Genomic DNA, 23,135 nt, shown 5'->3' with positions numbered 1-23,135 from the left:
CCGTTGCTTTTGGTCGCGACCATTTAGAATCGCGGGATGGCCAAGAAGGTCACAGGCGCGAAGACGCCAGGACGTGGCGACGCGACGCACGCCGTCCATGCGGGCGAGGACCGGCACGGGCGCCGGGCGCCGCTGACGACTGAGATCGTGCAGTCGTCGGTGTTTGTCCTGCCCAAACTCGATGACCTGCGGCGCATCGCCAACAAGCAGGATGAGGGCTACCTCTACACGCGCTATGCCAATCCGACCATCGCGGCAGCCGAGAAAAAGATGGCGGCGCTGGAGAATGGGGAATGCTGCGTCATCACCTCGAGCGGCATGGCCGCGATCCTCTCGACCTTCCTCACGCTGTCGAGCGCAGGCGATGAGATCGTTTCCATGCTCGACGTCTACGGCGGCACGCTCAAACTGTGCGAGAGCGTGCTGACCCGTTGCGACATCAAGACGCACTTCGTCCCCTTCGATGAGTTGGGAAAGGTCGAGAAGTACTTCAACCGCAAGACGAAGCTGCTCTTCCTCGAGTCGCCTACCAACCCCATACTGCGCTGCGTGGATCTGGCAGAGCTGGCGCGGCGGGCGCACAAGCACGGCGTCACGGTCGTGGTGGATAATACCTTTGCGACGCCGGTGCTGCAGAAACCGCTCGAACTGGGCGCCGACATCGTGGTGCACTCGGCTACCAAGTATCTTGGCGGACACAGCGACGTGACCGCCGGCTGCGTGATCGGACCGAAAGAGGTAGTGGAGAAGGCGCGCGACGTGATGCTCACGACCGGGGGGTCGCTCGACCCCGGTGCCGGCTATCTGCTGCTGCGCGGTCTGAAGACGCTGGAGCTACGCATGCTGCGGGGTTGCGAGAACGCGGCGCGCATCGCGGAGGCGATGGCGCGACATCCGCGGGTGGAAAAGGTGATGTATCCCGGACTTGCGGGACATGCGGGTCACGACATCGCGAGGAGCCAGATGCGGGGTTTTGGCGCCATGGTCGCGTTCGAGATCAAAGGAGGAAGCACGGCGGCCGAGAGGTTCATTGATGCGCTCGAACTCTGGTACCTGGCGACCAGCCTGGGCGGAGTAGAGTCCACGGTGTCGTATCCCATGCTGTCCTCGCACTTTGGTACATCGTCGGAACGGCTGAAATGGCTGGGGATAGGGCCGGCAACGGTCCGACTCTCCGCGGGCATCGAAGATGCTGAGGACCTGATTGCTGACCTAAACCAAGCTTTGGCAAGAACCTAGCTTCGGCCCCGCAGACGTCGCATTGAAAACAAGCAATCGAAACTAAGAGTTTTCAAGGATTGACCGTCTAAGAAACAGGGTAGTAGATTGGGCTTTCCCGAATGCGTATCGACTCCCGCCGATCGCGCAATCGTGGAAGCCATTCGATAATCACCTATGAGCCTGCGCAAAGCCTGGTTGCTGCTGCCGCTGACGGCCACGCTCTTCTTGACCTCCTGCGAGGAGAACAAGAAGGCTGCGTCGACCCCGCCGGCGCGAGCGACCGCCCCTACACTCACCGCGAGCACAGCTCCCCCTCCGCCGATCCAAGCGCCTGCCAAGGCGAAGGTCGATCCGGTAGAGCAAGTGTTGGCCGAGGCGGAGAAAGCCTATGCCGCCGGCAAAGCGAACTATGCCGCCGGCCACATGGAGGCGGCAAAGCAGGACTTCGACCGCGCCGTGAATGTGTTGCTGCAGTCGCCGGTGCCGGTGAAATCCGATGAACGGCTGGAGACGGAGTTCGACCGCGTGGTCGAGGGCGTCCACGAACTGGAGATGGCCGCGCTCAAGGAAGGGGACGGCTTCACCGAGCAGAAGTCGGAACCGGCGCCGATCGATGAAGCGAACGAGGTCACCTTCCCGGTGGATCCGAACGTGAGGGCGAAGGCGGAAGCGGAGTTGAAGAACACGCGTTCCGACCTGCCGCTGGTGATGAACGATGAGGTCGCAGGCTACGTGAACTTCTATTCCACCCGGGGGCGTGGGACGCTCGAGCGCGCATGGACCCGCGCCGGACGCTACCGCGACATGATCTCGCGCGTGCTGAAGGAAGAAGGCGTGCCGCAGGACTTGATCTACCTGGCAGAGGCAGAAAGCGGGTTCGTTCCGCTGGCGCTCTCGCGCGCGGGAGCGCGCGGCATGTGGCAGTTCATGGCGTCGCGGGCCTCCGGCTACGGCCTGGAGCGGAACTGGTGGGTGGACGAGCGCCAGGATCCGGAGAAATCGACGCGGGCTGCGGCGCGCCACCTGAAGGATCTCTACAACCAGTTCGGCGACTGGTATCTGGCGATGGCAGCTTACAACTCCGGCCCGGGGAATGTGCAGCAAGCGGTGAAGCGCACCGGGTACGCCGACTTCTGGGAACTGTATCGCCGCAACGTGCTCCCGAAAGAGACGAAGAACTACGTTCCGATCATCGTCGCCATGACGATCATCGCCAAGAATCCCTCGCAGTATGGTTTGGAGAACATCACTCCGGACCCGCCGCTCGAGGCGGACGTCGTACACATCGATTACCCGGTGGACCTGAGGCTGGTGGCCGAGGCGGTGGACGCTCCCGTGGATGCGCTCCAGGAACTGAACCCAAGCTTGCTGCGCATGACGACTCCCAAAGAGGGTGGCTTTGACCTGCGCCTGCCCGCGGGGTCGAAGGAGAAGTATCAAGCCGCGATCACTGCCATTCCGGCGGACAAGCGCGTCTCCTGGCGGTTCCATCCGGTGCAGGCGGGTGACACGCTGGCGAGCATCGCAAAGAAATACCGTACCACCGCGCGTACGGTCGCGCAGGCCAACGGGATGGGTGAGGACGACGAGATCGGCGGCCAGTCGAAATTGATCATCCCGGTCGCGGCAAGCAACGGCCGCTACGGCACGGGCGAGCCGATAGCGTTCTCGAAGAGGCCGTTCCGCTATCGCGTGCGGAGAGGCGATACCGTGCTCTCGGTGGCCGATGACTTTGGCGTGCCCGCCGACCGGCTGCGCAAGTGGAATCATCTGCGGGGCAATGATCTGCGCAAGGGACGCATGCTGGTCATCTATAAGCCGGTGGACGCCGAGCTTGAGGCCAGTGCGCGCAGCCGCGCCACGCGGTCCTCTAAAGCGAAGAATACAAAGGGGTTGGCCGCAAAGCCACAGGCCAAGGTCTACCACAAGGTCCGCATCGGCGAAACGTTCTACTCGATCGCCAGCGCCTACGGCACGACGGTGGAAGCGCTGAAACGTGATAATCCACGGCTCTCCGCCAACCTGCACCCGGGCGACACACTGGTCATCCGGACGTCCGCAGATTGAGTGGCGTAAGTTGACACGCCACTCCCGGTTGCTATAATCCGCGCCGGTTTCGGTTGGAGTAGACTGATTCGCTGTCTCTGCTGTTCGGTGTCGCAATGACCTACAGGAGGACGCATGACGCTCGATGACCTGGCCCTCTACGCCCGCAACGATGACGATATGGACGACTTTGGGGAATCGGCTGCCTATGCGGAGCCCGATGAGTACGAAGAGGAAGAGGAAGAAGAAGAAGAGGCCGTGATCACCGGCGGCATCCCGGCGGGCGGTGTCTCGGGTGGCGGCGACGCGATGCTCGGGGGCGGCGGCTCGGCGCGCGGATCCGGCGGCGGCGCAAGGAAGAAAGCCGCGCCCAAGAAGGCCGCGTCCAGGAAAGGTCGCGCAAAGAAAGGCGGCGCGAAAAAGAAGGCGAAGAAGTCCACTTCGCGCCGCAGCAGCGCAGGCCGGATGAAGAAGCGCGGCGGGACAAAGAAACGCGCGAGCAAGAAGAAGAGTGGCTCGCGGAAGAAGGCGAAGAAGCGCGGTGGAGGAAAGAAGCGCCGCCGCTAGCGGGAATCGGAAAACGTCGAGTGGAAGGGCCGCGATCCGCGGCCCTTTTCTATTTCCTGCCCTGCACGGCGTTGAGGCAGCGACCGTAGAGTTCGAGCAGATGACCGGCGAAGTCCTCTGCGGCTTTCGGGCCGCTCGAGCCTTGGAAGCCGGCGCCGGGACCGCCCGCCTTGCCGTAGCCGGTGGTGATGGCGATGAACTTCATCAGATCGAGAGCAATGTCTTCGTTACGGCGCGAGCCGACGGTGATGCCTGCTACGTCATCCATGAGTGCGGTCCTCCGGGGAAGGTCTTCGCCGAAAAATCAGGCGAAGGGATGCACCGATTATACGGCGGGGCGCCGATGGCGAAACTATGCCTCGATGGCGACGTGGCAAACGCGGCCCACGATGAAGTCGGCGACCGTCTTGCCTTCCTCGATATCGATGACGTTGGTCGGATAGGCGTGATTGTGTGGCCGCAGCACCAGATTGGCGCCATCCTGATCCACGTACTTGATGGTGCAGCCGCCATTGCGCCGCACCGCGTACATGTTCTTGTCACTCTTGCGATAGGGTGCAAGCGAGTTGTAATGGCGGTCGATGAGCACGGTGGCGCCGGGCAACAGGCGCGGATACATGCTCATGCCATCACGCTCGTCGACCTTGATGAGCACGAAGCGCCGCCACTCGTCGCGCGGCGAAGCCATGTCAGAGCGCAGGCGCTTGAGGAATGTCTTCTTGAATTTGAGGATCTCTTTCACGTCTTCGTTCGTCACCAGCGGTTCACCGGCGGCGATGGTGCCCTCGACAACCAGGACATTCTCAAAATCGTCTTCGGAGGGTGGGAGGATGCTGGCCCGCTTGTTGATCTCGCTGGGATCGAGCAGATCGAGCACCGAGAGATGCTGCACGGTCAGCACTTTATCCAGGCCATCGAGCGAAAGCTGGCGCTTGCGGTTGAGGAAATTCGAAATGTGGGCCTGTTTGAATCCGGTCTGATCGGCGAGGCGAAGGCCGGTCAGTTGTCTCGCGTCGATGCGCTTCCAGATCTCGCGGCGCAGGTTCTCTTGCAGCGCTTTGAATTTCATAAGAGGCCTCAAAGGTGATTTCCACAGCCGTCCGCGACTATATCATGGCGCTATAAACAGTGCAACTCGAATAGGACAAAGCAAATAGAGTTCTTGCTTCCATCGCATCGCGAGTTATATAGTCGCGTCACGATATAGCGCGATCCGGCGTGAGCAGAAAAGAACAGGAACACCATGCAGAGCCCCAATGAACCGGCCCCCGAAAGCGGCGCCACCTTCCTTGAGTTCCGACGCAAGATACAAGCCGCGGAGGTGCTCTGCGCTTCGCTCGAGCGGCTGATGGGCACTCTACACTTCAGCGGGCGCGTGACCGTAGTGGTACAGAACGGGCGTGTGCTGAAGTCGGGATATGAAGAAGGCTACTTCACGCGCAGGAAAGACGTGAGGATGTTGTAGCGGACGCCCGGCCCTTGGCCGGAACAATCAAATAGCCGGCAGGTCATCGTAACCGAAACGAGCCCTGCGTCACGGAGCAGCAACCACGCTCTGTGCCGCAGGGCTTTTTCATTTGCGCTCACTTGTGAACGTTGTTGTTGCAGGAGGAGGAGAAGTGGACGAGAGCAGGCAAGACGTACTCATACGCATGGAGCTGAAGTACTGCGAGGCGTGCGGCGGGCTGTGGTTCCGCCGTGAAGAATGCGACCAGATCTATTGCCAGCGCTGCGCCGAACGCATGGGCGAGATCGCCGTGGGCAGGGCAGGCGCCCATGCTTAAGCACGTAAGCCCCACCGCTCAACCGACGTGGCAGGTGCCCAAGGATGAGTTGCGCATGTATCGTGCTCACGCCATCGGGCTGCTCCGGCGCTATTTCCGGATGTCGCTGGAACTGGGCCGGCTGCCTTCCCTGGTCGGACGCGAGATATTCCGCGCGCGAGTCAGTTCCTATCGCGCCGCCAGCTTCGAAGACCTGGTGATCTTCGTGACCGACGTGGAGCGCTGTGTCGAACGGCTGGATGAGAAGTCGCAGTTGGCGATCGCGCGCGTCATCTTTCAGGAGTACAGCGTGGAAGAAGCGGGCCGCATGCTCGGCTGCACTGAGCGCTCCGTCCGCACACATCTGGCCGGAGGACTGGATCGGCTCGCACACATCTTCCTGCTTCGCGGTCTGCTCCACCCGTTCGCGCTGCATGAAATCGCGTGTCAAGAGCCGAAAAAGCAGCTTTTCTCCGCAACTCACTGAGCGGTCGAGAAATAGAGTTACAAGATAGTTTTCCGGTTTGCCCCTCGCGGTCTGCTATGCTTAAACAAGAGTGAAAGAAAAACCAAGCGGGCGCTTACGGCGCCCGCTTTTTATTTGGTGCGACGACGACCACCACGAATAGCGCGGCGCCGACCACGAACGGCTAGAATGGGATGGAGAAGGTTCTCCGTTCTTCGTTTCTGGCTTCGAGGTGGCTCAGCGCGCATGGACATGACGTGGATCACCGACCGGATCGCGGTCGGCGGCGGCATCTGGACCGACCAGAAGATGATGGAAGTGGTCGGGGCCGGGGTCACGCACATCATCGACATGCAGATCGAGTTCGACGACACGCCGCTGGCGCGTCCCTATGGCGTGGAAGTGCTGTGGAACGCGGTGGACGACGACTTTCAGCCCAAGCCACCGGAGATCTTCCAGCGCGGGGTAGAGTTTGCCACCGAGGCGCTTGATGGGGATGAGAAGCACAAAGTATTCATCCATTGTGCCGCCGGCGTGCACCGCGCGCCGATGATGGCGCTGGCGCTGCTGCGCGCGCTGGGCTGGGGCCTACAAGAAGCGCAACAAGTGATCCAGGCGCGGCGGCCGGTGGTGGATTTCGCTGACGTGTACGTGCGCAGCGTAGAAGACTTTGTGGCCGCGTATGCCGGCGTGACCAAGCAATCCAAGTAAGGTAGTCATCCCTTCTGCCCATCAGTAAACTGACCGGCTGGACTTCCGGCTGGAAGCAATCCTCATGAGAAGACTCTTCGACACACGCCGCCCCTTCGGGCGGTTTTCGTATTTTCTGATCTCGCTGGCGGTTGCGGTCCTGGGCGCGCGGCTCGATGCGCAGGCACCGCAAACCACGCAGATCACCGACATCGTCTATCGCTCGAACGGCACGCCGGCGCAAGGCACCATACTGATCTCCTGGCCGAACTTCACGACGGCCGACCACAAGGCAGTCGCGTCCGGGCGGCTCAGCGTGACCATCGGGACCGGCGGCACGGTATCGGTCGCGCTGGTGCCGAATGTGGGCAGCGATCCGGGGGGCACGTACTACAAGATCACCTACCAACTCGACGATGGCACGAACTCAGACGAGTACTGGGCGGTGCCTGCGACGGGACCGACCACGATCGGGGCGATCCGCTCGAAGATCGTGCCGAGCGGCGTAGCCCTCCAGGTCGCCTCACGACAGTACGTGAGCGAGCAACTACTACTGAACGACACGACGCTGCTGCACACCATCGGCGACGAGACGGCCGACGGCATTAAGACCTTCCGCAGCAATCTTGTCTTCGCGGGCGTAACGGCTTCCGCTCCCGGCGTCTTCACTGGCACGCAGAACCACCATCCGTTCCAGTTCATCGTTGGGAATCAAACGCTGAACCAGCTTTGGGTCGGCCCTAACAATTTCTTCACTGACGCATTGGCGACGCTTATCACGATCCCTCCCGGCTCCAGGGTCTATCAGGCGAATGCCCTCAATGCCAGCGTGATCAACAATTCAACCTTTGGCGCTTCCGGCTCACCCGGAGTTGGCGTATTCGGGAACTGCATGGCGAACGCCAATGGGGCACATTGCTGGGGCGCGAACTTCCAAGCTTGGGCTGCTGCGGGGAAGACTGGCTCTTATCTGGTCGGCGTCGAAGCGGACGTGAACCCGCAAAGCACCTCAGACACCGTGTGGGGGTATACGGCGCATGGAGCCTTCTTCGCCCAGCCTGCCAGTGCTTATGGCTTTCTGCTAGCAGCACCTACGCAGACCGGCCGATGGACTGCTGGGTTTGTCTCCTCGCAAGGGGCCATCGTTTCTTCCAACACCATTGGAGAGGGAGCAGCGCTAAATATTGGGGCAGTCGCAGCCGGGACATCGCAACCCTCACAGAGCATTAGCTTCGATTATTACGACACCGCGAGTGTGTTGCGAGAGAACCGGCTAAGAGTCCTTCCCACCACAGCATTTCAGTTCAGTAGTCTGAGCAGCCCGCGCGTTTGGAACATCGATATCGCGGGCGCGCAGCTGCAAGAGTTGCAAGATGCTGTGGTAGAGGTACAAATAGCACCTTCTGCCGCTGCCAATTCGTGGATCGGCGCGACTTCCGGGACATCTGGAGCGGGCGCCAAATGGCTCCTGGATGGTAGCGGGAATCAGACCATCACAGGGACAGCCACCGCCGCCATGGTGAACGCGGCTTCTGGGTTCCGGGTAGCAGGAGTGGCCAATGCCAACACCTTCCTCAAAGGGAATGGCACGAACTTTGTCGGCGGTTCCCCCATCCTGGCTTCCGCCGATTTCGCCAATCAAGGCACGACCACGACCCTGCTTCACGGCAACGCCGCAGGGAACCCGACGTGGGCGGCGGTCAACCTGGCCACGGAAGTCACTGGTAATCTTCCGGTGGGAAATCTCAACTCTGGCACCTCGGCATCATCCTCGACTTTCTGGCGCGGGGATAGCACTTGGGCGTCACCTGTACTCGCCTCCGCCGTCTTTGCCAATCAAGGCACGGCCACGACGCTGCTCCACGGCAATGCGACCGGCGATCCAACCTGGGCCGGCGTGAGCTTGGCGAATGACACCGCCGCCAACCAGGGCACGACCGTCACGGTGCTCCACGGCAATGCGGCCGGCCAGCCGTCGTTTGGAGTGGTCACGCCCTCCGATGCCGCCGGAAACACCAGCGGTTCGGGAAACTTTTGCCTGGTAACGGGCTGCGCGCTGGTGACGCCGACCCTAGGAGTGGCTAGCGCTACGACGCTCGGAGTTGGGCTTGTCAGCCCGGTCGGCTCTGTATTTCACGTCCGCGGTATCTCCCGCTTTGGGCGGACGGCAGATGACAATCGTTACTGGGAAGTAGACGCCAATTTCGGAACCCTCCGGCACATGAACGGGGCGATCGCGGAGACGCAGATCGGGTTCACCGGCGGCAGCTCGTGGACCGGGGCGACGAGCGGGACTGCCGGGTCGGGAGCGACTTGGCTCGTGGATGCGAGCGGGAATCAGACCATCACCGGGACAGCCACTGCCGCCATCGTAAACGCGACCACTGGATTCCGCCAAGGGACGATGACCACGGGACGTGTCCTGCGGTCGGACGGAACGAACTTCGTCTCCGCGCAGCTGGCGGCTGCGGACTTGTCGAATGGCACGACAGGTTCGGGCGCGGTAGCGCTTGCAACTTCGCCCGTGCTGGTCACGCCCGACATCGGCGCGGCTACGGGAACGTCGCTCACCCTGTCGTCCAAGCTCACCGCGGATTCGAACGGGGTCATCACCAAGTACAACAACGTAGCCACGGTCGGCGCGGGAGTCCCCTCGTTCACCGGCAGCAAGGCCGACACCGGCTTCAGCGCCACACAGGGATCGGCCAACATCATCGCGACGACCGCGGCAGCCACCCAGGCGTACCGCGTCGGCTACAACATGTGGCAGGCGACCTCCGGCTCCGGTGGCACCTGCGCGACCAATGCCACCGCCACGGTGACGATCGGATTCACGAACCCAGCGAACCAAGCACAAACCATCAATGTCCTGCTGATGAACGTACAGCCGACGCTGGGGGTCGGGACGCCTGGCGTCTTCCAAGGCGCCACTTTGGCGAGCGGAGCTACGTCTCCTACCGGTTATCAATCGGCTGAGTTCGTGGTCGTCGCTAAGGCATCTACGGCCATCACTCGCACCATCACCTGGGCCAACGGCAACTGCTCGACGCAGCCGACGGCGAGCGCTCTGTTCTTCGCTGAGGCTCTGAATTAGGGAAACGAATCCTGAACTTGCGGGCGGTACCGCTCCAAAACACATGCCCGGCGCGGTCCAGGGGCTGTTTCCGGGTCCCGGCTACACGCTGGAAGAACTGCTCGGCTTCGGGCGGGAACTGGATACGGTCGTTGCTGGGACGGGCATAACGCGCCGCGTCCTCCTGATCGAGAAGGCGCTGCGCATCCGTGACAAAGAGGGAATGCTGGTCGTACTGACGCCGAACCGGGCGCAGCAGGAATTCGAGCGCGACGTTTTACGGCACAACATCGTGCTCAAGGCGCGGCAGGTCGGCATCTCGACCTGGATCGCGGCGCGCTTCTTCATCGCGACCATCACGCGGCCCGGGACGGTGAGCGTGCAAGTGGCGCATGACCTATCGGCCGCGCAGCAGATCTTTCGTATCGTGCATCGTTTCCTGGCGAAGCTGCCGGAAGAGATGCGCCAGGGCGCGCTGGAGACGTCCCGCGCCAACGTCCGCCAGCTCGTCTTCACGCACCTCGATAGTGAGTACCGCGTGGAGACGGCGGCGGATCGTGATGCCGGGCGCGGCCTCACCATCAGCAATCTGCATTGCAGCGAGGTGGCACGCTGGCCCGGGGACGCCGCCGCTACGCTGGCCGGCTTGCGCGCCGCGGTGGCGCCGCGCGGCGAGATCGTGCTCGAGTCCACTCCGAATGGCGCGGCGGGATGTTTTTACGATGAATGGCAACGCGCGGCGGAGACCGGAGCCGCCCGGCACTTCTTTCCCTGGTGGTATGAGCCGCTCTATGTTGCGGACGCATCGCACCTCGGCCACCGCACCGAAGAAGAGCGTGAACTGGCCGGTCGCAACGGCCTCTCGCGCGAGCAGATCGCCTTCCGGCGCGAGATGGGAGCGAACTTTCGCGGCCTGGCGCGGCAGGAGTACACCGAGGATCCGGCACAATGCTTTCTCGCTTCCGGCGAGTGCGTCTTCGACCTGGCGCAGCTCGAGCTGCAGATGCGCTCGGCATGCCTGCCGATCGAAGAGAGCGACAACGGGCGGCTCCTGGTCTGGTTTCCGCCCCAAGGGGGACGCCACTACATCATGGGAGTAGATCCGGCGGGCGGTGGTCCGGAGGGCGACAACACGTGCGCACAGGTGATCGATCGCATCTCAGGCCTGCAATGTGCCGAGCTGCGCGGACACTTCTCCCTGGCCGAGAGCGCGCGCCAGGTGGCGAAGCTGGCACAGCGCTTCAATGGCGCGCTGGTCGCCGTCGAACGCAACAACCACGGGCACGCGGTGCTGATGGGCCTGGAACGGCTGGAGCATTACGCCGAGTTGTACGCGCACGGCGACGTCGTGGGCTGGCCGACGAATGCGGCCACGCGCCCGCAGATGATCGAGAACCTGGTCGCGGTAATGGCGATCGCGCCCGACCTGTTCGCCAGCCAATGGCTGCTGGCGGAATGCCGCACTTTCGTTCGGCGGAGAGACGGATCGCCCGCGGCCGCGGCCGGCGCGCACGACGATTGCGTCATGGCCATGGCGATCGCGCAACAGGTGCGCGCGCTGACTGCCGGCGACCGCACCCGGCTTCCTTAAACGGGAAGCAATGTGTTCTAGGAACACGACAGAAACGTAATACGACATATTGCGCCAACTTTATGGGTTAGAGTGGGGCGTTGCTACGCGCCGTACAACACGTGCGACGAATGCGCGGCGGGGCGCAGGCTCACTTGATGCGCGCCGACGATGAGCAGTATTACGTCGTGAAGTTCCAGAACAATCCCCAACACATACGCGTGCTGGCGAACGAGCTGCTGGTCTCGCGGTTGGCGGAGCGCGTGGGCTTGCCGGTGCCCCACGGAGTCGTGATCGAGGTCGGCGAGTGGCTGATCGATAACACTACCGAACTGCACATGCAGCTCAGCGGCGACACCCTACGCTGCCGTGCGGGGCTACAGTTCGGCTCGACGTACGCCGTGCATCCGCGGCTGGGCCAGGTCTTCGATTACCTGCCGGAGCAGCTGTTCGAGCGCGTCCGCAATCTCGACGCCTTTGCCGGGATACTCGCCTTCGACAAGTGGGTATGCAATTCGGATAGCCGCCAGGCGGTGTTCTACCGTCTGGCGCGCGAGCGCAAGTACACCGCCGTGTTCATCGATCACGGCCATTGTTTCAACCACGGCGAATGGGATTTTCCGGATTCGCCGCTCCGCGGTGTCTACGCATGGAACGCCGCATATGCGGGCGTGGCGGGCTGGCGGTCGTTCCAGCCCTGGCTGGCGCGCATCGAGCAGTTCGACGAGAGGATCGGATACGCGTGCGCCGAGGAAGTGCCGCCGGAGTGGTATGGCGGTGATACCGATCTCATCGAGCGGCTGGTCGCAAGGCTCATCAGCCGGCGTGGGCGGGTCAAGGAATTGCTGGCGGAGTTTCGGGACTGCAGCCGGGTTCCTTTCCCGGACTGGAAAGGCGCCAAATTGGAAGAACGGGCAGACGGAACTAACGGAATTCCGCAACGGAGATGACGGACGCGCCCTACAATCCTCAAGGTTCGCAGGAGACGCTGTTGGTCGAGCAACGCAAATGCGAGTTCTTTTTGTTGCGCTACATGCCGAACGCGCTCCGTGAGGAGTTCGTGAACATCGGCGTAGTGCTGCGCGACGATGCGAGCGGCGACGCGCGTGTCCGTTTCGCACCGGACTGGAAGCGGGTGCGTTCCCTCGATCCCGATGCCGACATCGAATTGCTCGACGCGTTGGCGGCTGAACTAGGTGTGCAACTGGCCGAACCCGCAAAGCGCGAGGCTTTACTGCACTTGATGGAAGACTCTTTCTCCTCCACCATCCGCCTTTCGCCGCGGCAGGCCGTGCTGACCGATTCTCCCGAGCAGGAGTTGCGCCGGCTGGCGCATGCCTACTTGGACGCGCCGCAGCCGGCAGATCCGGAGCGTCGCTCCGGAAGCGGACGTCCGTGGCTCCTCAGCCAGATGCGCAGCGCCTTCGAGCGCGCCGGCGTGTGGAGCGCACCGCAGTTCCGTCACAACATCCCGGTGGCGAAGTACTCGCGTCCGGGTGATCCGCTCAAGCTCGACTGTGGGTACCGTCCAAACGGGACGGTGAAGCTCTTCCACGCCGTCTCGCTCGAAGCTGACCCGAACCTGGCCAAGGTGCTGGCCTTCAGCTATCCGCAGGTGCGCGAGGGCATTGCGAAAGCAGAGAAAGCCGAGGCTCTGCTCACTGCCATCATCGAACCGGATCTCGACCGCACGCAGGAGGCGATCGCGTTCGCACTCGAGACGCTGGCGGCGAGCCACATCGCAGTCGTCACCGCGGCCCAAGTGGACCAGATCGCCGAGACCGCACGACACGAACTAAGACTCTAGAAACAAACCAAGAGACCGAACACTCCCCACAAAGACATAGAGACAAAGCCACACCAGGGCTGCACCCCAGCCTGGGCGCATCTTTCATGCGTCTCTGTGTCTCTGTGGTGGGTATTCCCAACCGATCATGAATCTTGCTGACAGATTGCGCGGCGCCTTGCGCCGCATCGCAGGCACTCCTACGTCCGAAGCCTTCGGGGCAGCGGGGGCGAAAGGCCGGCGCTCGTTGCCGCTGCCCTCGATCCTCAACTCTTACACCCCGCGGGTGGATGGTGGCGCGTTGCCAAAGCCCACACCGGCGAACCTGCGCCGTTTCGCCGAGATGCCGCTCGCGCGCCGGGCGATCAACGCCATCAAGGACCGCGTGGCGGGGATGCGCTGGCGCATCCAGCCCAAGAACGGCCGCGCACTCCTGGAGTTGCCGGGCGGGGAAGGGCGCATCCGCATCCTCACCGACAACTTTGACTCGCCCAATCCAGACGATTCCTTCCGCTCGCTCGCCGAGCAGGTACTCGAAGACATCATCGTCGGCGGCTACGGTGCGATCGAGTTGCAACTCACTGGCGCCGCCGCGCGTCCGCTGGCGATGTGGCCGATCGATGGCGCATCCATCAAGCTGCGCGCGGAGTGGTCGGGAGATCCCGCGGAAGTCCGCTACCTGCAGGCCACCGGACGCTTCGGCGCCGACGCGCATATCGCTCTCGCCGACCAGGAACTCAGCTACATCCGTCTGAACCCGCGCACCCATACACCGTTCGGGTTGGGCCGGCTGGAAGTGGCGTTCGAGACCGTCAACGAGTTCCTGAGCGCGCATCGCTATGCCGCGCGGCTGGCCTCGAACTCAGTCGTGCAGTACGCGCTTTGGCTGCAAGACTTGCAGCCGGCACAGCACGAGCGCCTGATCCGCTGGTGGCAGGATGAGATCGAAGGCACCGGGCGCGTGCCCATCCTCTCGGCAGAATCGAAACCCGAGGTGCTGCGCTTCGGCGCCGGCAACGACCAGGACCTGCGGCTGGCGTGGCAGGAGTTCCTCATCCGGCTGATCGCCAGTGCTTTCGATCTGCCGCCACTCTTTCTCGGCCTCGAACACGACGTGAACCGCAATACCGCCGCCGAGCTGATGGAGCAGGCGTTCCGCACCGCCATCGTCCCGACGGCGCGGCTGCTGGCCGAGCACCTCACGCGCGATGCCATCGCAAAACGCCTGGGCTGGACCGACCTCGAGTTCATCTTCACCGATGTGGACGCACGCGATGAGCGCGAAGAGGCGGAGATCCAGGAGATCCTGCTGCGCTCGGGCGTGCTGACAGTGAGCGAGGTGCGAACGATGCGTGGCCTTCCGGAACTGAAGCAATCACAACCGCAGACGACGCAAAGCCCGGGCAAGTTGCTGCCTTAACGGCCTGGCGTGTTCTGTGTCCTGCGTTCTCTTCGGCACTCATTATGCAAATCCAATCCATGGCTATCGCTATGCCCGCGGTTGCGGGGCATCCCAACCGGCTGCCGTTTCGCGGCGTGCTGACGCTGGTCGATGCGCCCAGCGAGCGCGCCCCCGCGGGAGCGCGCGGACATCGCGTACTCCTCACCCGCGCCGCCGCCGACCACGCCTTGCCCTCGCTGCTGGGCATGGGTCTCGACTACACCCCGTCACTCGACGGCCACGACGCGCGCCGCAAGGTCGGCATCATCACCGCTGCGGAGATAGTACCGAGTACTGAGTACCGAGTACCGAGTAAAAACGGGAACTCGCAACTCGCAACTCGGTACTCGGTACTCGAAGTGAGCGGCTACCTCTTCGCCAAGGATTTTCCCGACGTGGTGCGCGAGCTGCGCGCGGCGGGGAATTCACTGGGCATGTCCTACGAGGTCGCCGACGCCAAGGTGGCGGACGTCAGCGCGCAGATATGGACGCTGAACGAGGTCACCTTCACCGGCGCCGCCGTCCTGAAGAAGACGAAGGCGGCGTATGCGGGGACGTCGATCGAACTCGATGCCGGAGTTTCAAGTCTCAGGTTTCCAGGTTCGAGAGGGCGCTCTGAGATGGCGGCTCAAACGAACGCCACTCAGACAAACGCCACTCAGAAAAACGTCGCTCAGACCAACGTCGCTCAGACAAACAAGGAGAAGAAATGAACGAAGAGATCATCAACCAACTGCAGACGGCGGGCGAGCGTTTTGCCGCCGCTGCCGACGTGCTCCAACGCACCCTGGAACGGCTCGACGCGCACTCCGAGAAGATCGACCGCATCGTGGCCACCATCGAGGAGCGGGAAGCCGACTCGGATGCCGCTGCCCGCAAGGCGCTCGAAGCTCGCGTCGCGGAACTCGAGCGCGCCAACACCGAACTCAAAGCCGAAGCCGCGCGCGCCGGGGCGCAGCGCAAGACGCTCCCGCCGCTCGTCTCCGCCATCCTGGCCAAGAACGGGTATGAGCAGTCGGAAAAGGTCGAGCCCGAAGTGCTCGACAAGACGCTCGCCGCACTCTCGGTCGAGCAACGCATCGCCGTCAAGAGCGAGATGGCGCGCGCCGGACTGATCGAGTAACCAGCTCTTGGCTCTTGGCCTTTAGCTCTTGGGCCAAAAAGCCAATAGCCAAGGACCAAGAGCGCATCCCTCCACCTTTCGAAAGGAACCAAATGACAACGCAATTCCTCGATCTCCACGCGGCCGCCGATTTTCTCGGGCCGGGCGCGGTGGAGGTCAACCGCTACCAGTCCGAGATCACGGACATCGTCCGCCGCCGCGGCGCTTTCGGGAAACGCATCAAGCAAGTCCCGGCGACCGGTCACCCCTCCCGCTTCTTCGAACAGACGGCTATCCCGTCGCCCTCGGCAGCCAACGCTTTCGTGGATCCGCGGAACATCGTGGCCACGGTGAACTCGCCGACGCGCGTGGAGCGCAGCGTCCCGCTCAAGGCGCTGGTCTCGCAGATCAACTACAACCTCTTCGACATGGAAGTCGGGTCGCAGCAGGCGCAGTTCGCTTTCCTGCAGGCAAAGGACCTGGCCGACGCCGTCGAAGGCCTGATGCGCACGCACGACGTTGCCCTGTGGAATGGCAACGACACCTCGTTCTCCACGCCCACCACCACGCAGTATTACGGCGCGGCCACGCAGATCGCCGACGGCGGCAACGTGAAGACCATCCTCACGTCCGAGAGCATCGTCGACGAACTGAAGGAGACCATCGCGGCGATGGTCGCGAGTTCGAGCTTCGAGGTGCGGCCCACGGCGATCTACGCCAATCCGGTGCTGCTCGACCTGATCGACCGCGAGATGAAGACCGACTTCAACGTGGTGCTTTCGAGCACCGAGATCTCGGCCGGTCTGCGCGTGAAGACGCTCTCCACCCAGGCCGGCGAGCTACCGCTCATCCCCGAGTGGTCGCTCAGTTATACCGGCGTCCCCGGATCGGGCACGGCCGTGCTGCCGTGCTACATCGTGAGCGAGCCCATGATCGAGTACCACTGGCTCACCGACCCCAATCCGCGCGTCTTCCAGCTCGGCATGAGCGGGTCGCTCGCGCGCCAGAATGTAGTGGTGAAGTTCGGTGGCGTCGTGGTGAAGGGCGCCAGCCAAGCGCACTACAAAGTGATCGTCAATCGGTAAGAACGAGCGCTCAGCATTCAGTCCGAATGCGGGAGCTGAACGCTGACTGCTGAACTGCTGAGAGCCCAATGATCTATCTACAACCCTCCGAATACGAGATGTACGCACTCGAGAAGTCCACGCCGGCAGCGCTGGTAGCGGCGGCATCGTCGCTCATCGAAGCGCACTGCCGGCGTCCGACGTTGGGTGTGGCGCAATACGTGGAACGCGTGCGCCTGCGCCCCGGACGCAACTCCCTGCGGCTGACCTACCTCCCCTTGGCCGCGGTTGCGCCCGCCACATCTCCCTTCGTCGCGGCAAAAGCACGCTACGGCGTGCCTCGCCGCGGCGAAGGGAGCATGTGCGAGCTGGCAAGCGATGTGGCCACCGCCTACGGACTTCCCGGGGAGTGGACCACGCTCGATGCCAGCAGGCTCGACTGTGACTCTGCGACCGGCGAGATCGGTCTGCAGCAACACCCGCTCGGTCTCGCCTTCAACGAGGTCGAGATCACTTACAACGCCGGATCCGCCACCATCCCCGAGGCAGTGAGGTTCGCCTGCGCGCAGATCGTGCGCAACGCGCAGGCCACCCCTGCCCTCAACGTGCGCGCGAGCGCTATCGAGCGCATGCAGATGGAATATTTCGCTGACTCGCTCCTCGATACGGTGGTGCGCACGCTGCTCGCGCCCTTCGTGGCGCAGAAGGTGGGATGACCGATGCCAGAATACTTTGACGCAGTCTCGAGCACGCTGGGCGTCACCACGGCGCGTGCGGCGGAAGCGCTGCTGCGCGCGCTCGGCGATGGCGGCATCATCCTGCGCCTGCCACTGCCCATCGCAGGCACGAACAGCGACTTGGGCTTGGGCGCGCCGCTGACCGAGGATGTGGAACTCGCGCCGGGCGTGCTGCAGATCGTGAAGCCGGAAGACGATGGGCGGACACGTTACGAAGCCGCCGTCGCGGCGCATGCGGTAGATCAGCAGGTCGAGGTGCGGAACCTGGAGAATGCCGACGCATTGTTCGATTCCGCTCTTGGCATCGTCGCCGGTGGAAGGCTGCTACGCATCATCAATGCCACGCCGCACGCGTGCGGCGCGCGTGTCTTTCTCTATCGCCTGCAGGCGACGGGCTGATCAGCGCGGGCTGATCAGCGCGGGCTGATCAGCGAAAGTCTTCGTCGGATTCCGCTCTGCTCGGGATGTTGCCTTGCCTTGTTGCCGACTCTTGCTCCTCGGATGCCAGATGCAATACGCCGCTTATGCAATACACGAAAGATAGCTTCTATATCGCGCTGCGCGACCGGCTGGCTGCCCTCGATCCCGCGCGAACAGTGTTTCTGGATGGCGCTGACCGTCCCGCCGTGATCGTGGCAGAGAACGAGCCGGTCACGGCCACAACGCCGCTCGAGAACGCGTTCTATCTGAACTGGGAAGCCGTCGCATTGGTGGGTCCCGGCGGCGCGCGCCGGCCGGTGATGCGCCTTGAAGCGGTCATTCGATATCGCACCAGCGGCGCCGCCGAGCAGATCGGGGTGGACCGCGGCCGCGCACTGGCCAGGCTCGACCTAGAGCTGGCACAGATCCTCTCGCCGCGCTTCACCGCAAAAAAGGACTACACCCAATCGCCCGAGGTGGACCTCGAGTCCACCGTGCTGTGGACCGCGCCGGAGTTCACATCCGTCGAGGTCCGTGACCGCGAGCTGCTGCGCACGGTGCGCCTCGCAGTGTTCTTCCGCCCGGAGGTGGATCTGCCATGACCATGATGCGCACCGCCATGAATCCTGCCGGACGCCGCTGGCGCGCCTACTTTGCGCCCGTCGATCGCGTCGCCGGAACTTCGCCAGTCTTCGATCCGGCACTCGATGCCGGCTTCTTGCTCGACGCGCCCGCGACCCCGTGGGTAGACCTGGGGTGGATCGAGGACTTCAAACGCAGCTCCGCCACGGAAACCGTCGCGGTGCGTGGTGGGAGCAAGCAGGCGCTCGCTCGCCAGGCACGCAAGCAGCTTGCCGCCCAGGTGGAATTCGATTTCTGCGATTGGGGCAAGCTACAGCTCGCGCTCGCCGGCGGATCCCAGCAGATGAACGTGTTGGCTTCGGGCGCCGGGACGCGAAAGCCCTCGGGCGCAGCCGCGGTCGCCGCCGTGCCCCTGATCGCCGGTTCCACCGCGACGCAGATCATGGTGGGCGCCGGCGCAATCGCTGGATTCGACATCGGCGACCTGGTCGCCGTCGACATCGACTACGCCGCGCAGACCGGCTACGTGGGCAGCGGGCTCGCCGGCGCCTTCGTCAAAGCCGCAGCCGATGTCGGCAGCAATGCCGACTACATCCGCCGTATCACCTTCAACGTTGGACGCATCGCCGCGAAGGAGGCGACCGCGTTCACGCTTGCGCAACCGCTGCTTGGCGGCGTGCCGCCAGCCGGCGCGAAGGCCCAGAAGGTCATCGGCTTCACCGACCGCGAGGGTGGCGCGTTCTTTCAGGAGTGGTCTGGCCTGTTCATCTTCGAGAGCGAGGCCGGCGGCAGGGTCATCCTTTATTACCCGCGGTTGCAGGCGGCAGCGGCCGCGGCCGAGTCGAAAGTGGATATCGCCGACCCGCTGCGAGCACTCGCACTGCACGCGCGCTGCAACGCGTTTCCACGCACCGACGCCAACGATGCCGAGCAGGCTCTGTGCTGGCGCACCTACTATCCGGCGCCATCCGCGGCGCTTTACTGATAGGCCCAACTGATAGGCGTAACTGATACGGCCGACTGATACCCCTGGCTGACCCTCCCGACGATATGAAGTTGCTGATCGACAACACGGACTACACGTCCGCGCTGGCTGCCGATTCTCCGCCGCACGTCACGCGCAAACTGAATCGGCCGTCGACGCTGGTGTGCGCCGTCGTGCTCGCGCCTTCGGGGCCGGTCGTCCCGGTCGCGAACGCGCGCGTGGTGTTGCAGCGGGAAGACGGCGTCAAGCTGTTCACCGGATACCTCGACGCCATCCCCAAGCATGAGTACCTAGGTTGGAGCCAGCACGGCCCGGAATATCGCATGCAGCTCGCCGCCACCAGCGACGAGGTGCTGCTCGATCGCAAGCTGTTGCCGTACCGTCCGTTCGTCTCGCGGACCGCCGGCAACGTGCTCCGCCAGTTGGTGAACGATCTCCTCCCCAGCACATTCGACCTAGCGGAGATCAGCGATCTCGACCTGCTGCCCGCTTACATCTCAGACATCCAGAAATCATGGTCGGAGCACGCCGGCGAGATCGCGCTGCGGGCTCGCGCCTCCTATCGGGTGAACGATGGCGCGATCCGGCTGCAAGCAGTGGGCGCGGTGCAGCACGTCATCGCGGAAACGGATCCCGCGTTCGATCCTGACGGACTCAAGCTGGCGGCGCTACCGCGGCTGGTGAACGACGCGACCATCATCGGACGCACCGAGCCGCGGCTGCGGGTGAAGGATTACTTCCTCGGTGACGGCCTTACCCTGCAGTTCAGCCTTTCGCGCAGCCCTTTCACACGCTTCACCAGCACCCTGGTAGACGAAGAGTTTGAAGGCGCCACGCTCGATCCGCTGCGCTGGACGAAGACCGATCCCGCAGGAGCGCTGAGTGTGCTCTCCGGCAAGCTTACCGTCGCGGGCGGCACCGGCATCGACGGGCAGACCACGGTCGTCGCGACCGAACAGACGGAGCTCGGCGGCGCGCTCCTGCTGCAACACGGCGAGTTCAGCTTTACCGCGGCATCGAACCTGGTGGCGGGTGGGCTCTACACCGGCGCCATCACGATAGGGAATTGCTTTGCCGGATTTCGCATCACGCCCTCCGGCGCGCAATCCGTGATCCAGGCATTGATCAATGGCGTGGCCACCGGTCCCACCATCACCACGGTCACGAACCATCGCTACGGATTGACCACCCGCACCTACGCGGGGGAAGCCTTCCGGCGCCAACAGGTCTTCCACTCATCGGTGCATCCGGCGGGCAGCGCACGTGGAGGCGCCACTGTCGCAAGTGACGTGCGCCTGGTGCTCGAGGTCCACGACATCGATCCGGCCTCGCCCGGCTCGCAAGCTGCAGCCTCGACCGTGCTCTATGACGGCGTGCTCGCATCCGCGCCCGCTTTCTGTGCCTTCGCGCTGCTCGACATCCTTACCGCGCACTGCTCGACCTCGTTCACGCGCCATGCGCGCGTGAACGATGCCGAGGTCCGCAGCCAGATACCGGCGCAGGCATACCGAACGCGGCTGGTGGGAGCGCTGGCCGATGGCGGCGAGTGCCAGGTGCTCTCCCTGCCTGCGCTGCAGTTCTTCAGCCAGTATCCGCCGGCCGCGAGCGAGAAGATCGTGGTGCGCTATCGCAGCCGCAGCCGCGCGCTGGTGCGCATCGTCGACCTCGCAAGCATCGCTGCGCATGCCGTCGCGGGCGATGATGGCGTGCGGTCGGCGCTGCGGACGGTTGCCAGCCCTTCGCCGCGCACCTCGACCGATTGCGAGAATGCCGCGCTGGCGCTGCTCGATGACTCGATCGGCCAGGCTTGGAGCGGGCAGTACTCGGTGTGGAGTGACTTCCTGCCAACCGGCTCCGCGAGTGATGTCTGGCCCGGGGACGCTTTTGCCATCGACGTGCCATCCCGTACCGCGGCGTTCAGCGCCATCGTGCGCGAGGTCGAGATCGAATGCATGGACCTCGCAGGAGACGGTTCGCGCTACCGCATCGCGTTCGCCAATGAGGCGGCGCAGCCGCTTGGGTTCGAGTTCGATCCCGCGCGCCTTAATGAAGAGCTCGACGTCACCGCGACCACCGCCACCACCGGCGCCACCTTCCTCGCCGACCTTGCCGCCGCCGAGATCACCGACGCCACCTCCACCACGGTGGACATCGACGCCGGCAACACGCCGCCCGCGGGCGGCGGCATCGAGGTGCGGCGCAGCGATCGCAACTGGGGCCTGGAGGATGACCGCGATCTCACCGGGCGCTTCACTACCCGCACCTTCACCGTGACGCGGCTCACGCGCACGGTGGATTTCTACCTGCGGCAGTATGACAACTCTTCGCCACCGAAGTATTCCCGCTCTTCCACCTTGCTGCACCTCGGCTGGCCGCTCTTCTGATCCGGAACTGAGACATCCATGTATGAATTCGAACAGACCGTGTTGAACGAACTCGCGGAACTCAAGACACAGATGCGCGGGCTTCTCGGCAACGGCCAGCCTGGACGGTTACACGACCTCGAGGCGCGCGTCGAAAAGCATGAGGCCCTGGTGCAGCGCGCCATGGGCATCGGCGCGCTCGCCGGCTTCGTCGGGACCCTGATCCACATCGCCTTCGACTACCTGAGGAATCATCATCCATGACGCGTGAAAAGTTTCTGCGACAGGCGACCGCAGCCGCCCGGGTCGCTTCGGCCGTCAGCCATTTTCCGGCTGGCATCACCGTTGCCCAAGCGGCGCTGGAATCGGCGTGGGGAAGTTCACAACTCGCGCGCGATGCCTACAACTACTTTGGGATCAAGGCGCACGGCGGACGTCCGTTCATCGAGCTGCCGACCACCGAAGTGCTCAACGGCGTGTCGCAAGGCGTGACCGCACGCTTCGCTCGCTATGGCTCCATGGCCGAATGCTTCGTCGACCGCGACGCCATCCTCAGCCGCGTTTCCCTGTACGCCGCGGCGCGGGCCGCAGCCGGCGATCCCGAAGCGTTCACCCGCGCCCTGGCTCAGCATTGGGCCACCGATCCGGCATACGCGGAAAAGGTCCTGATGGTGTATCGCGCGGAAGGACTCGCGGCGCTGGATCGAACCTAAACGACCGCAAGTGAACGACCGCAAATAATCGGCCGGAAATGAACGACCGGAAATAGAAAGGAATCGATTATGACGAAGTGGCTTCCAACCCTGGCCCCGCTCGTGCTGGTTCTCGCAACGGCTCTCTCCACCACCGTGCAGAACTTTGTCGCCACCGAGGCGGCGGCGCATCCGTGGCTCGCTGTACTGGTGGCTTGCACGGGGTGGATCGTGAATCACTGGCTCACCCCGCCGATCGCGCCGGCAAAGTAGACGCGCTGGTTTGCGCAGACATGACCGGCCTCTCCTTATTCTCGATCCCCGACCTGATCAGTGACTGGCGGAATGCCAACCTGTTGCACAAGGCGGTGACCGTCTTCGGCCTGGGTGCGACCGCTCTCTGGATCGGATTCTCGTTCACCGCCGGCACGTTCTGGGGGCAGGGTGCGCCGTTCCTCGTCGGCTTGGGACACGGTCTCGACGCCGGCGCTGCCTCGCTATGCGCGCTGTGCATATTCCTCGGGATCCCGGTCGCGTATCCGAAGGCAAAGATCGACGAGATCGCCA

The 23,135-nt window shown here is 63.6% G+C and carries 26 protein-coding genes; 24 read left to right on the top strand and 2 right to left on the bottom strand.

The window, feature by feature from the left end; translation table 11 throughout:
• The first annotated feature begins 36 nt into the window (after positions 1-36).
• The 3 genes from M3P27_09805 (at position 37) to M3P27_09795 (ending at position 3,834) form a co-directional block, all read left to right on the top strand.
• On the top strand, positions 37-1,239 hold the full coding sequence (locus M3P27_09805) for an aminotransferase class I/II-fold pyridoxal phosphate-dependent enzyme (protein MDP9268600.1): 1,203 nt from the start codon (positions 37-39) through the stop codon (positions 1,237-1,239).
• Positions 1,240-1,395: 156 nt separating this feature from the next.
• Positions 1,396-3,288: a LysM peptidoglycan-binding domain-containing protein gene (locus M3P27_09800; GenBank protein MDP9268599.1), complete on the top strand. Its 1,893-nt coding sequence runs from the start codon at positions 1,396-1,398 to the stop codon at positions 3,286-3,288.
• A 114-nt stretch (positions 3,289-3,402) separates the two neighbouring features.
• Complete coding sequence (locus M3P27_09795; protein ID MDP9268598.1) at positions 3,403-3,834, top strand: hypothetical protein; 432 nt, start codon at positions 3,403-3,405, stop codon at positions 3,832-3,834.
• A 49-nt stretch (positions 3,835-3,883) separates the two neighbouring features.
• Here M3P27_09795 and M3P27_09790 read toward each other — a convergent pair whose 3' ends face one another.
• Positions 3,884-4,102 carry a hypothetical protein gene (locus M3P27_09790; protein MDP9268597.1) on the bottom strand — a complete coding sequence of 73 codons (219 nt, stop codon included), beginning with the start codon at positions 4,100-4,102 and terminating at the stop codon, positions 3,884-3,886.
• 84 nt (positions 4,103-4,186) lie between these two features.
• Positions 4,187-4,903, bottom strand: coding sequence for a S24 family peptidase (locus M3P27_09785; protein ID MDP9268596.1), 717 nt, complete (start codon positions 4,901-4,903; stop codon positions 4,187-4,189).
• 174 nt (positions 4,904-5,077) lie between these two features.
• On the opposite strand from M3P27_09785, the gene M3P27_09780 reads away from it, so the two are divergent.
• From M3P27_09780 to M3P27_09680, 21 genes are all read left to right on the top strand, one after another.
• The gene (locus M3P27_09780; GenBank protein ID MDP9268595.1) at positions 5,078-5,299 is read left to right on the top strand and encodes a hypothetical protein; all 222 of its coding nucleotides are present in this window, start codon (positions 5,078-5,080) and stop codon (positions 5,297-5,299) included.
• A gap of 154 nt (positions 5,300-5,453) precedes the next feature.
• Positions 5,454-5,618 carry a hypothetical protein gene (locus M3P27_09775; protein ID MDP9268594.1) on the top strand — a complete coding sequence of 55 codons (165 nt, stop codon included), beginning with the start codon at positions 5,454-5,456 and terminating at the stop codon, positions 5,616-5,618.
• Positions 5,611-6,084 carry a hypothetical protein gene (locus M3P27_09770; GenBank protein ID MDP9268593.1) on the top strand — a complete coding sequence of 158 codons (474 nt, stop codon included), beginning with the start codon at positions 5,611-5,613 and terminating at the stop codon, positions 6,082-6,084. The genes M3P27_09775 and M3P27_09770 overlap by 8 nt, the downstream gene beginning before the upstream one ends.
• A gap of 225 nt (positions 6,085-6,309) precedes the next feature.
• On the top strand, positions 6,310-6,774 hold the full coding sequence (locus M3P27_09765; protein ID MDP9268592.1) for a dual specificity protein phosphatase family protein: 465 nt from the start codon (positions 6,310-6,312) through the stop codon (positions 6,772-6,774).
• Between the two features lie 64 nt (positions 6,775-6,838).
• Entirely contained in the window at positions 6,839-9,847 is a 3,009-nt protein-coding gene (locus M3P27_09760; GenBank protein ID MDP9268591.1) for a hypothetical protein, read from the top strand.
• Between the two features lie 43 nt (positions 9,848-9,890).
• Entirely contained in the window at positions 9,891-11,417 is a 1,527-nt protein-coding gene (locus M3P27_09755; protein ID MDP9268590.1) for a terminase, read from the top strand.
• Positions 11,418-11,554: 137 nt separating this feature from the next.
• Complete coding sequence (locus M3P27_09750; protein ID MDP9268589.1) at positions 11,555-12,346, top strand: phosphatidylinositol kinase; 792 nt, start codon at positions 11,555-11,557, stop codon at positions 12,344-12,346.
• Entirely contained in the window at positions 12,343-13,203 is an 861-nt protein-coding gene (locus M3P27_09745) for a DUF3037 domain-containing protein (GenBank protein MDP9268588.1), read from the top strand. The genes M3P27_09750 and M3P27_09745 overlap by 4 nt, the downstream gene beginning before the upstream one ends.
• A gap of 127 nt (positions 13,204-13,330) precedes the next feature.
• Positions 13,331-14,602 (top strand): phage portal protein, encoded by a 1,272-nt coding sequence (locus tag M3P27_09740; protein MDP9268587.1) that lies wholly within the window; start codon positions 13,331-13,333, stop codon positions 14,600-14,602.
• Positions 14,603-14,661: 59 nt separating this feature from the next.
• The gene (locus M3P27_09735) at positions 14,662-15,336 is read left to right on the top strand and encodes a hypothetical protein (GenBank protein ID MDP9268586.1); all 675 of its coding nucleotides are present in this window, start codon (positions 14,662-14,664) and stop codon (positions 15,334-15,336) included.
• Entirely contained in the window at positions 15,333-15,746 is a 414-nt protein-coding gene (locus M3P27_09730; protein ID MDP9268585.1) for a hypothetical protein, read from the top strand. Before M3P27_09735 ends, M3P27_09730 begins: the two co-directional genes overlap by 4 nt.
• 92 nt (positions 15,747-15,838) lie before the next feature.
• Positions 15,839-16,810, top strand: a complete 972-nt coding sequence (locus M3P27_09725; GenBank protein MDP9268584.1) for a hypothetical protein — start codon at positions 15,839-15,841, stop codon at positions 16,808-16,810.
• A gap of 68 nt (positions 16,811-16,878) precedes the next feature.
• Positions 16,879-17,505 (top strand): hypothetical protein, encoded by a 627-nt coding sequence (locus M3P27_09720; GenBank protein ID MDP9268583.1) that lies wholly within the window; start codon positions 16,879-16,881, stop codon positions 17,503-17,505.
• A 3-nt stretch (positions 17,506-17,508) separates the two neighbouring features.
• On the top strand, positions 17,509-17,925 hold the full coding sequence (locus M3P27_09715) for a hypothetical protein (protein ID MDP9268582.1): 417 nt from the start codon (positions 17,509-17,511) through the stop codon (positions 17,923-17,925).
• A 125-nt stretch (positions 17,926-18,050) separates the two neighbouring features.
• Positions 18,051-18,548: a hypothetical protein gene (locus tag M3P27_09710; protein ID MDP9268581.1), complete on the top strand. Its 498-nt coding sequence runs from the start codon at positions 18,051-18,053 to the stop codon at positions 18,546-18,548.
• Positions 18,545-19,513: a hypothetical protein gene (locus M3P27_09705; GenBank protein ID MDP9268580.1), complete on the top strand. Its 969-nt coding sequence runs from the start codon at positions 18,545-18,547 to the stop codon at positions 19,511-19,513. Before M3P27_09710 ends, M3P27_09705 begins: the two co-directional genes overlap by 4 nt.
• A 65-nt stretch (positions 19,514-19,578) precedes the next feature.
• A complete protein-coding gene (locus tag M3P27_09700; GenBank protein MDP9268579.1) occupies positions 19,579-21,897 on the top strand; it encodes a hypothetical protein in 2,319 nt (772 codons plus the stop codon).
• Between the two features lie 18 nt (positions 21,898-21,915).
• Positions 21,916-22,140 (top strand): hypothetical protein, encoded by a 225-nt coding sequence (locus M3P27_09695; GenBank protein ID MDP9268578.1) that lies wholly within the window; start codon positions 21,916-21,918, stop codon positions 22,138-22,140.
• Positions 22,137-22,589, top strand: a complete 453-nt coding sequence (locus tag M3P27_09690; GenBank protein MDP9268577.1) for a glucosaminidase domain-containing protein — start codon at positions 22,137-22,139, stop codon at positions 22,587-22,589. Before M3P27_09695 ends, M3P27_09690 begins: the two co-directional genes overlap by 4 nt.
• Before the next feature lie 69 nt (positions 22,590-22,658).
• Positions 22,659-22,841 (top strand): hypothetical protein, encoded by a 183-nt coding sequence (locus M3P27_09685; protein MDP9268576.1) that lies wholly within the window; start codon positions 22,659-22,661, stop codon positions 22,839-22,841.
• A gap of 20 nt (positions 22,842-22,861) precedes the next feature.
• Positions 22,862-23,135: hypothetical protein (locus M3P27_09680; GenBank protein MDP9268575.1), on the top strand; the 274-nt coding region annotated here is incomplete at its 3' end.

This window comes from Acidobacteriota bacterium (genome assembly GCA_030774055.1).
In the GTDB taxonomy this organism is placed as follows: Bacteria; Acidobacteriota; Terriglobia; order Terriglobales; family Acidobacteriaceae; genus JACPNR01.
This window is presented reverse-complemented; position numbering and strand designations above follow the sequence as displayed.

Bases quoted from the DNA above. Each gene is read 5' to 3' on its own strand.
- M3P27_09795 (MDP9268598.1), top strand. From the start codon at position 3,403: ATGACGCTCGATGACCTGGCCCTCTACGCCCGCAACGATGACGATATG.
- M3P27_09730 (MDP9268585.1), top strand. From the start codon at position 15,333: ATGAACGAAGAGATCATCAACCAACTGCAGACGGCGGGCGAGCGTTTT.
- M3P27_09735 (MDP9268586.1), top strand. From the start codon at position 14,662: ATGGCTATCGCTATGCCCGCGGTTGCGGGGCATCCCAACCGGCTGCCG.
- M3P27_09715 (MDP9268582.1), top strand. From the start codon at position 17,509: ATGCCAGAATACTTTGACGCAGTCTCGAGCACGCTGGGCGTCACCACG.
- M3P27_09765 (MDP9268592.1), top strand. From the start codon at position 6,310: ATGGACATGACGTGGATCACCGACCGGATCGCGGTCGGCGGCGGCATC.
- M3P27_09750 (MDP9268589.1), top strand. From the start codon at position 11,555: ATGCGCGCCGACGATGAGCAGTATTACGTCGTGAAGTTCCAGAACAAT.
- M3P27_09800 (MDP9268599.1), top strand. From the start codon at position 1,396: ATGAGCCTGCGCAAAGCCTGGTTGCTGCTGCCGCTGACGGCCACGCTC.
- M3P27_09805 (MDP9268600.1), top strand. From the start codon at position 37: ATGGCCAAGAAGGTCACAGGCGCGAAGACGCCAGGACGTGGCGACGCG.
- M3P27_09695 (MDP9268578.1), top strand. From the start codon at position 21,916: ATGTATGAATTCGAACAGACCGTGTTGAACGAACTCGCGGAACTCAAG.
- M3P27_09690 (MDP9268577.1), top strand. From the start codon at position 22,137: ATGACGCGTGAAAAGTTTCTGCGACAGGCGACCGCAGCCGCCCGGGTC.
- M3P27_09770 (MDP9268593.1), top strand. From the start codon at position 5,611: ATGCTTAAGCACGTAAGCCCCACCGCTCAACCGACGTGGCAGGTGCCC.
- M3P27_09790 (MDP9268597.1), bottom strand. From the start codon at position 4,102: ATGGATGACGTAGCAGGCATCACCGTCGGCTCGCGCCGTAACGAAGAC.
- M3P27_09740 (MDP9268587.1), top strand. From the start codon at position 13,331: ATGAATCTTGCTGACAGATTGCGCGGCGCCTTGCGCCGCATCGCAGGC.
- M3P27_09685 (MDP9268576.1), top strand. From the start codon at position 22,659: ATGACGAAGTGGCTTCCAACCCTGGCCCCGCTCGTGCTGGTTCTCGCA.
- M3P27_09720 (MDP9268583.1), top strand. From the start codon at position 16,879: ATGATCTATCTACAACCCTCCGAATACGAGATGTACGCACTCGAGAAG.
- M3P27_09705 (MDP9268580.1), top strand. From the start codon at position 18,545: ATGACCATGATGCGCACCGCCATGAATCCTGCCGGACGCCGCTGGCGC.
- M3P27_09760 (MDP9268591.1), top strand. From the start codon at position 6,839: ATGAGAAGACTCTTCGACACACGCCGCCCCTTCGGGCGGTTTTCGTAT.
- M3P27_09745 (MDP9268588.1), top strand. From the start codon at position 12,343: ATGACGGACGCGCCCTACAATCCTCAAGGTTCGCAGGAGACGCTGTTG.
- M3P27_09725 (MDP9268584.1), top strand. From the start codon at position 15,839: ATGACAACGCAATTCCTCGATCTCCACGCGGCCGCCGATTTTCTCGGG.
- M3P27_09785 (MDP9268596.1), bottom strand. From the start codon at position 4,903: ATGAAATTCAAAGCGCTGCAAGAGAACCTGCGCCGCGAGATCTGGAAG.
- M3P27_09710 (MDP9268581.1), top strand. From the start codon at position 18,051: ATGCAATACACGAAAGATAGCTTCTATATCGCGCTGCGCGACCGGCTG.
- M3P27_09780 (MDP9268595.1), top strand. From the start codon at position 5,078: ATGCAGAGCCCCAATGAACCGGCCCCCGAAAGCGGCGCCACCTTCCTT.
- M3P27_09700 (MDP9268579.1), top strand. From the start codon at position 19,579: ATGAAGTTGCTGATCGACAACACGGACTACACGTCCGCGCTGGCTGCC.
- M3P27_09755 (MDP9268590.1), top strand. From the start codon at position 9,891: ATGCCCGGCGCGGTCCAGGGGCTGTTTCCGGGTCCCGGCTACACGCTG.